The organism is Roseibium sp., assembly GCF_048260565.1.
Lineage (GTDB): Bacteria > Pseudomonadota > Alphaproteobacteria > Rhizobiales > Stappiaceae > Roseibium.
In genome coordinates this window covers 337,829-353,240 of record NZ_JBLXGP010000001.1, presented here as the reverse complement: position 1 = coordinate 353,240, position 15,412 = coordinate 337,829, and the positions used below count along the sequence as shown (strand labels likewise).

At 58.8% G+C, this 15,412-nt stretch carries 14 protein-coding genes; 10 read left to right on the top strand and 4 right to left on the bottom strand.

Annotated features, from left to right (window positions below; translation table 11 throughout):
• Positions 1-40: 40 nt before the first annotated feature.
• The 7 genes from ACN0SO_RS01595 to ACN0SO_RS01565 all read left to right on the top strand — a co-directional run bounded on the left by ACN0SO_RS01595 (position 41) and on the right by ACN0SO_RS01565 (position 6,378).
• Positions 41-1,501 carry a sensor histidine kinase gene (locus ACN0SO_RS01595; protein ID WP_417673839.1) on the top strand — a complete coding sequence of 487 codons (1,461 nt, stop codon included), beginning with the start codon at positions 41-43 and terminating at the stop codon, positions 1,499-1,501.
• Positions 1,498-2,208 (top strand): response regulator transcription factor, encoded by a 711-nt coding sequence (locus ACN0SO_RS01590; protein ID WP_417673837.1) that lies wholly within the window; start codon positions 1,498-1,500, stop codon positions 2,206-2,208. Before ACN0SO_RS01595 ends, ACN0SO_RS01590 begins: the two co-directional genes overlap by 4 nt.
• Before the next feature lie 199 nt (positions 2,209-2,407).
• Complete coding sequence (locus tag ACN0SO_RS01585; RefSeq protein WP_417673835.1) at positions 2,408-2,584, top strand: hypothetical protein; 177 nt, start codon at positions 2,408-2,410, stop codon at positions 2,582-2,584.
• A gap of 312 nt (positions 2,585-2,896) precedes the next feature.
• Positions 2,897-3,802, top strand: a complete 906-nt coding sequence (locus tag ACN0SO_RS01580) for a helix-turn-helix domain-containing protein (protein WP_417673833.1) — start codon at positions 2,897-2,899, stop codon at positions 3,800-3,802.
• Between the two features lie 148 nt (positions 3,803-3,950).
• Entirely contained in the window at positions 3,951-5,591 is a 1,641-nt protein-coding gene (locus ACN0SO_RS01575; protein ID WP_417673831.1) for a DUF1254 domain-containing protein, read from the top strand.
• A 127-nt stretch (positions 5,592-5,718) separates the two neighbouring features.
• Complete coding sequence (locus ACN0SO_RS01570) at positions 5,719-5,907, top strand: hypothetical protein (protein ID WP_417673829.1); 189 nt, start codon at positions 5,719-5,721, stop codon at positions 5,905-5,907.
• Between the two features lie 30 nt (positions 5,908-5,937).
• Positions 5,938-6,378: a hypothetical protein gene (locus ACN0SO_RS01565; RefSeq protein ID WP_417673827.1), complete on the top strand. Its 441-nt coding sequence runs from the start codon at positions 5,938-5,940 to the stop codon at positions 6,376-6,378.
• Positions 6,379-6,655: 277 nt separating this feature from the next.
• Here the strand turns inward: ACN0SO_RS01565 and ACN0SO_RS01560 are convergent, their stop codons facing one another.
• The 4 genes from ACN0SO_RS01560 to ACN0SO_RS01545 form a co-directional block, all read right to left on the bottom strand.
• Positions 6,656-8,410 carry an RNase H family protein gene (locus tag ACN0SO_RS01560; RefSeq protein WP_417673825.1) on the bottom strand — a complete coding sequence of 585 codons (1,755 nt, stop codon included), beginning with the start codon at positions 8,408-8,410 and terminating at the stop codon, positions 6,656-6,658.
• Between the two features lie 782 nt (positions 8,411-9,192).
• Positions 9,193-10,491 carry a peptidoglycan-binding domain-containing protein gene (locus ACN0SO_RS01555; RefSeq protein WP_417673823.1) on the bottom strand — a complete coding sequence of 433 codons (1,299 nt, stop codon included), beginning with the start codon at positions 10,489-10,491 and terminating at the stop codon, positions 9,193-9,195.
• A gap of 154 nt (positions 10,492-10,645) precedes the next feature.
• The gene (locus tag ACN0SO_RS01550) at positions 10,646-11,104 is read right to left on the bottom strand and encodes a MerR family transcriptional regulator (protein ID WP_417673821.1); all 459 of its coding nucleotides are present in this window, start codon (positions 11,102-11,104) and stop codon (positions 10,646-10,648) included.
• Between the two features lie 88 nt (positions 11,105-11,192).
• Positions 11,193-11,972: an SDR family NAD(P)-dependent oxidoreductase gene (locus tag ACN0SO_RS01545; RefSeq protein ID WP_417673819.1), complete on the bottom strand. Its 780-nt coding sequence runs from the start codon at positions 11,970-11,972 to the stop codon at positions 11,193-11,195.
• Between the two features lie 629 nt (positions 11,973-12,601).
• On the opposite strand from ACN0SO_RS01545, the gene ACN0SO_RS01540 reads away from it, so the two are divergent.
• The 3 genes from ACN0SO_RS01540 to ACN0SO_RS01530 are packed head-to-tail and all read left to right on the top strand — an operon-like array spanning position 12,602 to position 15,408.
• Positions 12,602-13,591: a TRAP transporter substrate-binding protein gene (locus tag ACN0SO_RS01540; protein WP_417673817.1), complete on the top strand. Its 990-nt coding sequence runs from the start codon at positions 12,602-12,604 to the stop codon at positions 13,589-13,591.
• 7 nt (positions 13,592-13,598) lie between these two features.
• On the top strand, positions 13,599-14,111 hold the full coding sequence (locus ACN0SO_RS01535) for a TRAP transporter small permease (protein ID WP_417673815.1): 513 nt from the start codon (positions 13,599-13,601) through the stop codon (positions 14,109-14,111).
• A complete protein-coding gene (locus ACN0SO_RS01530; RefSeq protein WP_417673813.1) occupies positions 14,104-15,408 on the top strand; it encodes a TRAP transporter large permease in 1,305 nt (434 codons plus the stop codon). The genes ACN0SO_RS01535 and ACN0SO_RS01530 overlap by 8 nt, the downstream gene beginning before the upstream one ends.
• Positions 15,409-15,412 lie beyond the last annotated feature (4 nt).

Sequence of the window (15,412 nt, the reverse complement as noted above, 5' to 3'; positions counted from 1 at the left end):
GTGACTTGAACCGGGTACGGCGTTCGGCCATCAAAGACCCATGATCGACCTCAAGACGATGTTGCTGCTGGAATTTACCACAACGGCCTTCATGGCAACCGCCTGGATGCTCGTCTGGATTTTCTGCCGGCAAATATATGAACTCAAGGTCATAGCCGCCGGGTTCGTAGCCATCGCCGTGGGACTGTTTCTCTATCTGCAGCGCGGGCCCGACCCGTCCCTCCTGCGTATCGTCACGGACAACATGGTCATCAAGTTCGGCCTTGTGCTGTGGGCGGACGGGCTTGCGCGCTTTCTCGGCCAGAAGCGGTATTTGTGGATCGGCACAACATGTCTCATTGCCCAGTTCGTTTCCTGGACTGCCGCGGTCACCTTCGTTCCGGAAAATCTTGCAGTTCGCATTCACGCCTCGACTGCCATCACCACCGTCATGATGGGGCTCATGATCCGCACACTTGCCGTGGACCGTAGCCAGCCGCGCTTTCTGCGCTGGATCACCATTGCCCTGCTTGCCGAATATGTCGGCGCAAGCCTGCTTCAAAGCGCACTGGTCCATTGGCATCCTGCGACCTTTGCCAACAGGCGGGTACTCAGTGACATTAACGCCTGGTACTTCTTCCAAGGCCACGTATTCATCACCGGCTTCTTCATCTGCCTTGTGTTCATGGTTGGCATGCGCTTGTCCATGGACCTTCGCGACCGCAATTCCGCGCTGGCCCGGGAAATCTCGATCAGGCGGCGGCTGGAACAGGAACTTTCGACCAGCCTGGAGGGTGAAAAGACCGCCCGCAAGGAACAGCGCCAGTTGATGCGCATGGTCAGTCACGAGTTCCGCACACCGCTGGCGGCAATCCGTTATGCCAGCGACATGCTGTCCGTGATGCTGCCCAATCCCGAGGAACCCGTCTCCAGGCGGATTCGCGGTATTGACGAAGCCGTGTCCCGCATGACCATGCTGATCGACCGGTTTCTGTCGAGCGAGCGCCAGGAAGAAGGTGTGCTGAAGATCGAAACGGTCGACATACCGGCGCTGGTGAGCGACATCCAGCAGCATTTCGAGCATGCCGCGCTCGGCAAACGACTGACATTCACCGGCGTCGTTCGACTTCCCGGTTTCCAGGCGGATGTCGAGATGCTCAAGACCGTCATCGTCAACCTGATCGACAACGCTCTGAAATATTCCGGTGTGACGGCCCCCGTTGAAGTCGACTTTTCCGTAAGGGACGACCGTTTGGTTATCGAGGTCGCGGATCGCGGGATCGGCATTCCCGAAGAGGAAATCGGCCAGATCGGCTTCCGCTTCTATCGTGCGTCCAACACCAGCGGCACCGGTGGCAGCGGCCTCGGCCTTCACACCTGCCGACAGTTGCTCGACTATCACGACGGTGGCCTCGAGCTGCACCGACGGGAACACGGCGGTACGCTTGCCCGGCTTCATCTTCCGAGAGCCGGGCCCATGCCCAAGCAAACGAAGGAACGCATGACGGTGGAGGCCGAATGAGCCGTATTCTGATCGTCGAAGACGAAGACGCCCTGCGCGCGGATCTCGTCGACTATATGGGTTTGAACGGCTTCGATGCCGTGGGTGTCGGAACCAAGGCGGACATGCGCGCCAGACTGGACGCTTCCGAACTGCCCGACGTCATCATTCTCGACATTTCGCTCCCCGACGGTAACGGCTTCGAACTGGCGCAAGACATTCGTGCCAGACTCAACTGCGGCATCATCATGCTAACGGCCCATGGCGATCCGGAAAGCCGCGTCCAGGGCTTTGACAGCGGCGCTGATATCTATCTCGTCAAACACACCAGTTTGCGGGAAATCTGCGCGGCGGTGCAAAGCCTGTTACGGCGACTGACACCTGAAACGCAGGCGGGATCCCAGCCGCAATGGCATCTGGACGCGACCGCATGGAAGCTGTTGGCGCCCGATGGGGCGGTGGTACCGCTGACGGCAACGGAAAACGTCTTTGTCAGCACGCTGATCGAACGTACCGGTGAAACCTGCACACGAGACGAGCTCTCCCGGGTTCTCTCAAGACGGCAGACCCAATTCGACAATCGGCATCTCGATGCGGTTGTCAGCAGGCTGCGACGCAAGATCCACGGCAGAACGACGTCAGAGCAGCCCATAAAGTCTGTCTACGGAGTTGGTTACACCTTCGGGGCCTCCGGCAGGGTTGAAAATGGAACTTTAAAGAAAAGCTGAGGCGGACAGAAGGCACCTGACATAAACCATCCGCGCTTCTCACTCCTACTGCCGCATAAGTTCAAAGCCAGCTTTTTGAACACAAACAAGGGCCTCAAGCGAACGTCCGAACTGAGGGCGCAAAACGGACACTGATGAGGGCGTTTCCCAAGTCAGCTCTTAGTCGGCAGCAATCCGAAAGAGCCGAGCTTCCTGGCCTATGGAATACGCTTTCCAAATACGCCTGCCCCATCTCTATGTGAAGGCGACCCACGACCGCTCCGTCGTCCTGCAGGCCCAACGCCGCATGCGGGACCTCGTCCCCGGCGCCATCGTCAGGACGCTGAAGACGGGGGCTGATTGTCGTTCCTGCTCGACGGTGACTGATGGGAACTGACTCGGAGCCGATTTGTGATGCAGATTGCCGTCCCATGCATTTTGGCTTCCGATCCTTCCGGAAGCCAGACTTCATTGGTTCAAGGATCTGAATGCAAGAATATGAAAGTGCAAGACAAAGTGAAACCACGTCTCTCGTCCGTTTCGCATTGTCATTGTTACTTACGTATCGTAATTTCGCAAAATTGTTGAATACGCGAAGGTTGTTCGCATGACTCCGGTGCCGCAGGTTCGAGGGAGTGCCTATCTGCCGTTTGTCGAATTTCTCGACACGGCGGGTGTGTCCATTGATCGCGGTATCGAGCGGGATCTGGTGCCGGCGATCGTGCACCGGGACGGAGAGGCACTGGTCCCCGTTCATCTCGCGCACAGCTTCCTTGAAAAGGGCGCTCATAAACTCGGACGTGAAGATTTCGGCATCCTGGTCGGCAGGAACTTTCGCGTCGTGGAGCTCGGGGCTTTCGGCCGAAGCCTCTACCGTTCTCTGACCTTGAACGACGCATTGAACAAGGTTCAATCAACATTCTCGCTCTACAGTTCGGCAGAGCGTGTCTGGTGGATGCGCAAGACCAAGGACATGGCCTTTTTCCTCCACACCTACGTTCACGAAACAAAGCCCGGCAGCCGCTACGCACGGCACTGTGCACTTACACTGATGCGCGACATGATCCGGCTTGCAGCCGGCCGGAACTGGCAACCGAGCATTGTCCTTACACCCGACCTCAACGACATCTCGATACTGAGGGAGGAATTCTGCGAGCCGGAATTTCGACAATCCAGATACAGCGGGTTTTCCTTTCCTGCTGCCTTGCTCAGTCTTCCTGTGCACCGGCATGAAGATTGCCGCGGCGCTGTCAGCGACAAGGATGCTTTTGATACCGCGACACCTGGCAATGATTTTCTGGGATCGTTGCGGCAGGTTATCATGACACTGATGCCTGAAAGGCAATCCGGGCTGGAACATGTGGCCCAGGCCCTGGGGGTGCACCCGCGCACACTGCAACGAAGACTGCGCGCGCTCGGACAAGACTATTCTGAACTCCTGTCGCAGATCCGGTTCGAGAAAACGCTGCGGCTGATGCAGGATTCCGACCTTAGAATTTTCGATATTGCACTTGAACTCGGGTTTCAGGACGCCTCGAATTTTTCGAGGTCCTTCCGGCAATGGACTGGCGTAACACCGACCGAATACCGGAAAACCTGTCAGAGCCAGCATTGACGTCGTTTTTGAAGATAATACGGACGCCTGTCGTGAAATGACGAGGCTGTCCCGTCGCGTACGACATACTTTCTTGCTTACATGGCCGTGAAGGCAAATTTGCCCGGGGCTTCCATCACAGACAGTTGGTTTTCGAGTGGAGGATAAAATGCAATCATTAACTCACTATCGGAAGATCGGCGTTGCGGTATCACTGCTGACCGCATCCGCTTTCGGATCGAGTGGAGTCGCATTTGCGGATGTTTCTGCCGACGTCCTCAAGGCAATGTCCGCGCCCCAAACCGTCGATACGCGCATAGGAACGCTGGAATTCAACAAGGGCGCGCCGACCGACAAGACGGCGCAAACCGTTTTCGACACGATTGATTTCACACGTGCGATCAATGCCTACAACAACAGTTTCCGCGGCGCTTCTGCACTTGCGATCAAGAAGGGCATGGAAAGCGTTGGTGCAGGCAGCGGCGACGTCATCATTTTCTCCGATCTTATGGACTCCACGTCACTGTTCCTGACCGCGAACGCCGACACGGTCTACTACATGGCCTATATCGATCTTTCCGAAGGTCCGGTGGTGATCGACCAGCCGACCGATGGTCTCGGCACGCTCAACGACATGTGGTTCCAGTGGGTGATCGATATCGGCAAGCCGGGCCCGGACCGGGGCCTTGGTGGTAAATATCTTATCGTGGGACCTGACTATGACGGCCCGCTTCCGGAAGGAGGTTATTTCGTTGCTCATGCGAAAACCAATACGGTTCTCTATGCGCTGAGGGCTTTCATCGCAAACGGTGACGATCCGAAGCCCGCCGTCGACAACGTCAAACAGAACCTCAAGATTTACGCCTATAAACCCGGCAGCTTCGGCACCTCTATTGCCGAAGCGCTGGAGGGCAAGGTTCGTCTTGCAGGTGAGCCCGAGATTCCGGAGATGAAATTCATCGAGGGAAGCGGGCTTTCGTTCAACACCATCCCTCCAAGCGACTACGGTTTCTTCGAACTGCTCAACGAAAACGTCCAGAATGAACCGGCTACGAGTTATGACGTCGAACTTGCCGGACAGCTCGCCGCGATCGGCATTGTTCACGGCAAGGCCTTCGACCCTGACGACCGGATGAAGCAAATCCTTTCGGATGCCGCACAGACCGGACAGGCTTTCGGGCGGGCGCTGCAATGGCAGTTTGCCAAGAAGCATCCGGGCTGGGCCTACTACGAAGGGTCAAGCTGGGGGAACATGCTGTTCGAAGGCGGAGCCTTTTTTGAAACGCCGCCGCCCAAATTCGAGGACGGCATCTTCAAGCCGTTTCCGCCGACCGGCGCCCGGACCCTCGACAGCCGTACGGCCTTCTACTACGCCTACACCCTCGACAGCCCTGGCATGATCATGCGCATTCCGGAAGTCGGGTCGCAGTATCTGATGGCCTTCGTCGATGCAGACGGCAATCCTTACGATGGCTCGAAGACATACAAGGTGACGCTGCCGAAAGGTATTCCGGCGGCGGCCTTCTGGTCGTTCACACTCTACGACAATCAGACACGCTCGATGCTGCAGACACCGCAAAAATACCCGCGTGCCGGCAGTCAGTCCTTCCCGAGCCCCGCTGCCGTTGCGAGCGAGGACGGTAGCACGACGGTCTATTTCGGCCCCGAGCAGCCGGAAGGCGTGGAGCGCGGCAACTGGATTCAATCAGATCCGGACAAGGGGTGGTTCACGATCCTGCGTCTCTACAGCCCGCTGCCGGGTTTCTTCGACAAGTCCTGGCGGCCGACCGAAATCGAACAGGTCGACTGACCCGCACACTGTTTTCGGGCTCGGAGAGGTCCTTGCTTCTCCGGGCGATACCGACGACGTTCGTTTCGAGATAGATCGGCCCTCGCAAGAGGCCAAGTCGAAGGCGTTGGAAGCGAACCACCAGCGTATGCTTACGGGTTCGATCGGGCTTTCCGTGGCTGTTGTGGCCGACACGGCCGCTGCAGCCGAGAAAACGAAGGGCTGGCCAGATTTCCTCAGGATCGAGTGTGCGCAGGTCAAATGCCTCGGAGATGACGCCAGGCTGAACGGGAAAGAGGAGCGGCAGATCGAAGGTTCGACCCCGGTGGCTGACTGAACTCAAGGCCGCAAGGTGCTGCCGTCCGGCATGACTTTCGGCGAGCTGCAGAAGTCGCTGGAAGGCCAGCCCGGCTTTCCAAAGGCATCAGCGACCGCATCGTCTATTCGGACGACGGCCTGTCGAGCACCGTCCCGCCGGAAGAGGCCGCGGCCATCTTCTTCAACGATCGTCCGCCGGACGGCGCCCTGGCGGCGGCGAAAAAACTCACGCCAGGCCGAAGGCGCCCGGGCCATCCTGTCCGAACTGACCCCTGCCCGCTTCGGCCCCCTGCCCCGCCTCTATGTGGAGTGCACCGACGACCGCTCCGTCGTGCTGCTGGCCCAGCGGCGCATGTGGGAGCTTGTTCCCGGCGCTGTCGTCAAGACGCTGGAGCTGGGTATGCGCCCCGCAGCTGAGCAATCCGGACGCACTGGCGGAGGCGCTGGTGCCGTTTTTGAAGGGGGAGGAGTAGAGCTGGGCGTGGTTTGAACGGAAAACGCCTCATCGACCGGAGGGCAAGGGATCGTCAGGTGCTTTGAGCGTTTCCTTACGCGGAAACCCGGCTTTCGTTGAACGTGCAAAGGTCACGACCAACAAAACCGAACGGCGACTTCTACAAACTCATTTGTTAGCGAAGAAACATCACGTTTCCGCCACGCTCAATATCAAAACCAGGAAAACGCAGAGATCGAGCCTTGCAGAAGCTTGCTAGAGTCACGAAAACCTTCGGAACCGGAAATAATTTGATCATTCTGGTTCCAACCCTTTAATGGGCTGCCAAATTCTCAGCGAATTTCATAGCGTTTTTCGACTTTAAGGCTGTCTCTGCAGTTCTTCGTGCAAGCTTGTCAGTCGCCTCGTTGAACGTATCGCCTGCATGGCCTTTGACCCAAACCAGGCGAATTTTACGCCCCTTGTTCGCATCCCTGAAATCCTGCCACAGGTCATGATTGCCTACGACTACGTGTTGATTGTTTACCGCGTGGCACACGTATTTGCTGTCGCTCCGGATGATCGCAGAACTGCCGACAGAAACCCTTTTCATGGCTTCAATGACGGCTGTAAGCTCCATACGATTGTTGGTCGTCTCAAATACTGATCCCGACACTTCCTCTCCGGTTTCGTGATTCTTGAAAGCCCACGCACCAACAGGAGAAAGGCCGGTATCTTTGTTAAATTTGCCGGCGGTAGAGCCATCCGTCGAGATTATGGATGTAGACTTGGTTTTCCGAAATTTCTCTGGCTGGGTAAGGGTGAATGGAGCCTCCCGGAGGCGCTTAGGCTTGATGTCTTCCAGAAGCCCGACCCCACCAGTCCGGCGGCGGTCTTTCGCGTTCATGTGCTTGCACTGCAGGGCATACCAAGCGCGAAAGTCAGCCAGGAGATCATCGATCTTCCTGTCCAGATCACGGATGGTTTGGGGAGCATTACCGTAGGCGAAAGCCTCCCCCCAGCCACGAACAACACTGTCAACTACCGCCATCGTCTGCACGTATCTACTTCTTGCAGCGAAACTATTTTGCTTTTTTCGAACGTGACCAATGGCAACTTGCCCTGCTTTAATCCGGCTGCGGACTTTTTCGAGGAGGCTATTTCGGGCTTTCCTGTTAGGTTGAAAAAGACCTGGCGCGCAGTCGTAACCCAAGAAGGAAAAACCGCCACTATGAGCGTTGCCGAACTGCGCCTTGTCCGGTGAAGAAGTCCCCGAATACGGATCGTGGCATTCGAGACCAAGATCCTTCAGGAATTTCTGAGCAGATTTGAATGCACCACGGCATCGCTTTTCCGAATCTGACATGACGACGAAGTCGTCCACGAAGCGTACGCACATCACCCCGCGGCCATTGAGTTTCTTGTCAAACTCATAAAGCAGGATGTTTCCAAACAGCGGAGAAAGCGGCGAACCTTGGGCGACCCCCTCGTTGTCCGTAGGAAAGATTTTTCTGTCTTCTCCTAGGCTCGCTTCATTGTACAACACAACTGTCGACGCCTGCTCCAAGAGCCCCATGAATTCTGGGTCGCCAACATCGCGTGAAATAGCTGCCAGTACCTTCTCCCTGGGAATGCCGTCAAAGAAGCCAGAGATGTCCGACCGGACAAAGTGGATTTTAGCGTCAGCAAACGCATTTTCGATCAGCTGCAATCCATGGGGAACACTACGGTTGGGGACACCGCCGACACTGGTCGGTTGTGTATTAACCGATCTCACGAATTTGGACTTATCCTGAAGCGTATCGAGAAGTGCCCTCTCCACAATCCGATTACGGACAGAAGCCATGACTATGCCTCTTTTGCCGCCACTGGATTTCTTTATGGTCACCCCATGCTGAGGATCGAACTGGAACGTCCCCGATCGAAGCTGCTTCTGAATCTTAAGGATGTTACTCAGGGTGTTCTTATCGAATTCCTCGATTGCTTCCCGCGTTTCATCCGCAGATGAACGACGTCCATTCGATTTGATCTTTTGCCAGGCTTTGAAAAGAGTACGTTGCCTGGTGGCTTCGTCAAAAAGACGCCCCATGAAGATCTCTCTTTGGTAGGCGACCTCGGAGTGCCTCGCCCTACCTCTCGAACTGCCGTTTGCTCACCAGGACCTTGGCCGCCATTGATATGGTATACGGCCTCGGCACCCTGTAGGCCGAACCACGGTGCAGGACCGTTCGCCGACCCGCCCGTTCCGATCGTCACGGCGCTCACAAGGAGCCCGCAGACCAGAGTGGTCAGGATGAGCGCACCACGACAGGTCGCCGCGGCGCTCAGGCACCCGCGGAAAACGCGGGCACGTTTTTAGTTGCGTCGATATTCGGCATCGCGCATTCCTCCTTCTTAAGGTAGCTTACCTTTTTCGGGCGGAATGCAAGCGAAAATCGCGCGCAGGATCCCGGCGAAGCCCAAAAGAAACCCTACTGACCACCCGAAGCCTCATTTCAATATCGAAATGAAGGGCAATGGCCATGTGAGAGGCAAGGCTTGCCGTTTGCTCACCAGGACCTTGGCCGCCATTGATATGGTATACGGCCTCGGCACCCTGTAGGCCGAACCACGGTGAAGGACCGTTCGCCGACCCGCCCGTTCCGATCGTCACGGCGCTCACAAGGAGCCCGCAGACCAGAAAAAGCCAAGCATTGTTACAATTAGGGACGAAGTGCCTCCAGTGCAATAGATGTAGTGGTTGCTTTTTTGAAATAAACCACATGCGCCACTCACACACTTTTATCGACATAAGCGCCGAGGCACACCATTGGCCATAAAGTTGCCCTGTAGATCACCCTAATTACGAAGTGAGGGACAACATTTCCCGGATCAGTTGGGTACAACACCCATCTTAGCAAGGGTCGCCTCATCAGGGACGCCAGTCACGGGCAGATCGACTGAAGTCTGGTAGTCAGAAATTGCCTTGCGAGATGCCGGCCCCCACTGCCCGTCTGGCGTTCCCAGGTCGAAGCCGGCCGCGTTCAGCAGGGTCTGGATTGCGACGTAGTCCTCCTTCCGGAGATCCAGGAGACTGAACTGACAGGCGTTGGCAATCTCAGCGAGAACCGTATCCACACCAGCGAGTTTGATATTCATATCGACCTGCTTGCCACGATCCCCCTGCAGGCGAAGGAATATCTTCTCTTTACCCTTGAGATCTCGCATAAATTCTTCGGCGCTTGCACCGAAAAGTCCAGCGCCCTTATTGCTGGTCACCTTGGACCATTGCATTCCGTGGGCTTGCTCCTTGTCGATACGCACCGTTACCGGCAGTGTATCGGAGTTGTAATCGCCCATGATGAACGAGTCCGCATCGAAGATAACGCGAGCCTCGTGCTCGATGCACATGGCCTTTAGAGTGGGGTGGTCGCTGTAGCCTGTTCCGTAAGCGGAAACATTTATGGCGTAAATCTGCGGTGAGTCATCAATTGACGCCCGTGATCGCTCTATACCCCACCACCCCTTAATGTCGAAAGACTGAGCTGCCAATTGCCGGAAGATCTCCTGACCATAGTCGATGTTCTGGAAGTCCGCGTCTGCCCATTCGGGCTTGCTGTTGGCGCTGTTTTCTGCCGCCTGATCCGCCTCTGGAGAAGCGGTCGCGGCCTGCGAAGCCTGAGGTGCCCCTGTCATCGGGAAAGCGATGCCATATTGCGCGCGAAACCAAGCCTGTTGCAATTGGGCAAGGGTAAGGCGTTCGGTTTCATATCGTGTGAGCGCCAAGGCCTGCATGAGTCCAGCGGAGTTGCCAGCCTCGGATTTCGCCTGGTCGACTATCTCGGTTTGTCGCTGGATATCGGCTAGGATCGAGGCTGCCATTTCCGGATCAGGTTTGACCGCCGGTACAGTGATCTCGATCGGAGCTCCGCTTTGCTCAGCGGCGATACGTGCCTCTAGGATGGATCGGGTTAGTCGCAGGGTTTCGAGGTTTAGCGCGGAGAGGACTGCAAGTGCGCCACCCTTATACTTACCGCTTTCTGCTTCCGCACGCTCGATCTCATCCTCAATTCGGTTCATATCGGACTGAAGCGTCTTAACCGAGACCAAAGCGTCCTGCGCCGTAGCAATTTCCGGCAGAAATTGTGATAAAATGGAAATGACGAAAACGGCTGCCAAACTGATTTTCATAAATTTCTCTCGGGTATTGCGATACCTTTATTATGCAAGACCACGTCGAACATGAAAGTTCTTTTCGCCAATAAATTGCATTCGTGATGGTGAACTTCTCATTCGGGAAAATGTGCAGGACGCCACGCCGGCGTTTCTGCGGTTCGTGCCATCATCAGGACGCTTGCCGCCGATGGTCACGCGCCGAAGCTGAGAGATCCAAATGCGTCAGCGGAGACGTCGATCCCGCTCTCGAAGGGACTTGCGTCGCGTGGGGCCGAACCGAAAGCGCCTCCCTGAGCACGGCGAGACGTTCGAGAACGGCTTCCCGTTTCCCATCGAGATCGGCTCTGAGCCGGTCGATCTGTTCCAGCTTTTTCAGCAGTTGCGGAATGCCGTCCTCGCATGGGCCCGCGCCCTCGTCGGAGAGGCAGGGCGCCATGGCGAGGACTTCGCGCGTTGAAAACCCGGTGGCGATGAGATCGCGGATCCGGCCCGCGCGGCGCAGGTCGGCGTCGGTGTAGCTGCGATAGCCGTTGTCCGAGCGGCGGGCTTCCATGAGGCCCGCCTTTTCGTAGTGGCGCAGCATGCGCTCCGTGATGCCAAGCCGTTCGGCGGCTTCCCTGATCTGCATTCCGGCTCCTTTCCACGGGGTTCCAGACGCATGTTTAGAACCTTGACACTAATGTAAGGGTCAATCCCCGTTTTCAAGGAAGCTGGCACTAACTCCGCAGCGACCAGCCGCCGTCAATGGTGATCACCTGCCCGGTGAGCCATTCATTGGCGGGGCTGCCCAGCCTCAGGATCCACGGCACGAGATCGGCGGTCACCCCGCGCCGCCCCAGCGGGACCTGGGCCGCCTCGGTCTCTTCGATGGATTGCGCAACCTCGGGAGGAAGTCCCATCATGCCTGTCAGGGCACCGCTCTTGACGGGGCCGGGAGAGACCGCATTCACCCGGATGCCGTCGCCCGCAAGCTCGATGGCCCAGGAGCGCGTCAGATGCTCCAGGGCCGCCTTGGTGGCCGCATAGTGGGCCAGGCCGGGTGCTGCGTTTTGGGAGACGGCCGTTCCGATGTTGACGACCGCGCCCTTCGTTTCCCGCAAACCCGTCTGTGCCTCCTTCATCAGAAGCGACGGGGCGATGATGTTCACCGCGCAGATTTCAGCGAGTGTCTCCGCATCATAGGCGTCGATGGGCAGCGGCTTGCCCGCTCCGGCGTTGTTGACGACCAGGTCCAGCCGGCCCCACCGGTCCATCGCCGCCTCGACCATGCGCCTGCCGCCGGCCGGGTCGGCACTGTCGGCCTGCACGGGTTCGATTGCCGCGCTCTTCGCCGCACCGCTCCTGTCGACAACACGGGCAAGCTTCGCCCCGTCCCGTCCGGTGATGACCACGTTCGCGCCCTGCTCCGTCAGCGCCAACGCGGTGGCTTCCCCGATGCCGGCGCTTCCGCCCGTCACGATGGCGACCTTGCCCTGCCAGTTCGTCTGTTCACTCATCTCGGCCTGTTTCCCTGATTGACACGGACGCGTCCTGCGCGCCGAGCCGATCCTGGCCGATTGACGCTAGTGTCAGGGTCAAGCGCGAATTTCGCTCCACCTCCCCTCCATTGTCCAAAATAGTGAACGCTGCGTATCGGAACCGCATGTTGCCTGACGGCGGAAGCTCTGCAAAAGCGTAAGGGGCGGAGGAGGACCGCATGCATCCGCCAGGCCGGGTTCGGCCAGGATTGTGAACGCTCGAACTGGGGCGCTCCTCCGGGATCTGGTTGCGAACGGGAGGATAGGTTATAGTCCGCATCGACGGTGGCACCGGCGCCTGTCAGGCGTCTGCCTCTCTCTCCAACCTGTTCAATCTGCGCGGGAAATTCCCCCAACGGGACACTGCCGCCGGCTCTACGCTTTTTGAATAGACGGGACGGACAATCAATTTCTGCCCTTACCGGCCGGTCGCTATCAGGAGCCAGATCAGAATTGGAAACAAGGGTCCGAATGGGAAACCCACCGACAGCCGTCTCCAGTTTGCCCCGGGCAGCCCTGCCCCGTAACCGGGCGGCCTGTGACACGGCGCGCGGCCGGACCCCTGATAACCCGACAATCGATACAATCCACTCCAAGGAGGAAATGCGATGAAAACCCGGACACTCCGTTCCGCTCTCGCGGCCGCGCTTGTCTTTTCGGCATCCGCCGCGTCCGCAGCCGAACTGAAGCTTGCGGACTTTCAGCCGCCGAGCCACTTCGTCGTCGAACAGGTCTACAAGCCCATGGACGAGGCCATCAAGGCAGGCACCAACGGCGACGTGAGCGTCACCGTGTTCATGGGCGGCGAACTGGGCCCGGGCCCCAAGGAGCAGTATAACCGCGCCGTCGACGGCGTGACCGACATTGCCTTCGGCCTGCCGGGTTACACCGCGTCGAACTTCCCCAAGACCCTGTTGACCGAGCTTCCGGGCGTCATCGACGCGGAGACCGGTACGGCGAAAGTCCAGGCCAATTCCGACATGCTCGCCAAGGAGTATCGCCGGGTGGCCCTGCTGGCCCTGTGGAACAACGCCCCGAACCTGTTGTTCACCGCGGAAAAGCCGATCCGTTCGCTTGAAGACCTGAAAGGCCTGAAGATCCGCGTGCCGTCGCGCAACGCCGGCCTCGTGGTCGAAGCCTGGGGCGCGACGCCGGTTTCCATGCCGGCTCCGGAAATCTACAACGCCATGCAGACCGGCGTGCTCGACGGCGCCATGATCGATGCGACCACGCTCGGCGCGTTCAAACTGGCCGAAGTGACCAAGTACATCACCATGGGCATGGACACGACGATCTCCAGCTTCTTTCTGATCATGAACCGCGACAGCTTCAACGACCTGAGCGATGACCAGCAGAAGGTCGTGCTGGAGGCCGGCAAGACGGCTGCCCTGAACGGCAACAAGGCCTGGCTCGCCATTGCCGACAAGGCCCTTGCGAAGTTCAAGGCCACCGAGGGCAAGGAAGTCATCGTCCTGTCCGACGCGGAAGCCGCCAGATTCAACGAGGCCTCTGCCCCGGTCGTCGCCAAGGTCATCGCCGATGCGGATGCCGACGGCCTGGAGGCATCGGCCTATGTCGCGGCGCTGAAGGGCGAGTAACCCGACCGTGCGGACCGCAAAACCGGAACTGGCCCGTTCGACAGTCGTCGAATGGGCCGTTCGCCTGCTGACCCTGCTATCGTCGCTGGCCCTGGGCCTGCTCCTGATCGCGACCTTTGCCGGCGTGATCATGCGCTATGTGTTCGAGGCTCCGATCCTGGGCGGCAACGAAGTCATCCAGCTCGCCTCCGTCGTGCTGGTGATGCTGGCGATGCCGGCGGCGGCGCGCGACGAGATCCACATTCGCGTGGATGTGTTCGACGACAAGATCGGCCGCTACGGCCGCCTTCTCGGCGACATCCTGTCCCGCGGCATCGCGATCTATATCCTGGTGATGCTGGCCCAGCGGTCCTGGACGAAACTCGCGGACGCCGCCGAATTCGGCGATGCCACCAACATGCTGGAGATCCCGCTGTGGCCGTTCTACGGGCTGCTCGTCGCGGGCGCGGCCCTTTATGCCCTGGTGCTTCTTCTTCAACTCATAGACATCCTTCGTGCAGGAGCAAGTCGCGGTGAGTGACTTCATGATCGGCCTCAGCGGCCTGGGCGCAATGTTCATCCTGATGATCCTGCGCATGCCCGTAGGCATGGCGATGCTCGCCGTCGGCTATTTCGGAACCCTCATCCTCAACGGCGACCGCTCCGCCAACGCGCTGCTCGTCACCGAGACGTTCTCGGCCACCTCGAACTACTCCCTGACCGTGGTGCCGCTGTTCATCCTGATGGGCAACATCGCGTCCGTCGCCGGCTTCAGCAGCCGCCTTTACGAGGCCGCCTTCGCCTGGGTCGGCTGGCTGCGCGGCGGGCTCGCCTCCGCCTCCATCATCGGCTGCGCGGCGTTTGCCGCCGTCAGCGGCTCGTCGGTGGCGACCGCGGTCACCATCGGCAAGGTCGCCCTGCCGGAAATGAAGCGCTTCGGCTATTCCGACGCGCTCTCGACCGGGTCGATTGCGGCCGGCGGCACGCTCGGCTTTCTCATTCCGCCGTCGACCGGCTTCGTGCTCTACGCCATCCTGACGGAGGAAAGCATCGGCCAGCTGTTCATGGCCGGTATCCTGCCGGGCATCCTTCTGACCGCGTTCTTCATGATCACCGTCGGGCTGATCACCCTGGTCGATCCGGAGGCCGGACGCCCCGGCGAGGCCGTGCCCTTGGCCAGGCGGTTCACCGCCCTGTTGCGCGCCGCGCCGCTGCTGATCGTGATCGTCGTCTCCATCGGCGGCATCTATCTCGGCGTGTTCACACCGGTGGAGGCCGCCGGCGTGGGCGCCGGGCTGGTGATCCTGATGGCGCTCTTTACCGGCAAGCTGAAGGGCAACGACCTGGTCAAGGCCGTGGTCGATACGGTGCGCACCACCGCGATGCTCTATCTGATCGTGATCGGTGCCAGCATCCTCAACCCGTTCCTGGCCCTGACCCATCTGCCGGCAACGCTCGGCGAGGCGATGACCTCCGCGGGCCTCGGCCCCTACGGCGTCCTGCTTATGATCGTCATCGCCTATCTGGTGCTCGGCATGTTCATGGACGGGCTCGCCATGCTGGTGGTCACGATCCCGATCTTCTTCCCGATCGTCACCGCGTTGGGCTTCGATCCGATCTGGTTCGGGGTGGTCGCCGTCATCGTCATCGAGATGGGCATGATCACGCCGCCGGTGGGTCTGAACGTGTTCGTGGTGAAGAGTGTGGCCGGAGACGTGCCCATGGGTACGATCTTCAAGGGCGTGTTGCCGTTCTGGTTCGCCATGGCGGCCTGCCTGCTGACGATCGTCGCCTTCCCGTCCATTGCCCTGATGATCCCGCAAGCCATGTTCCAATAGGGTA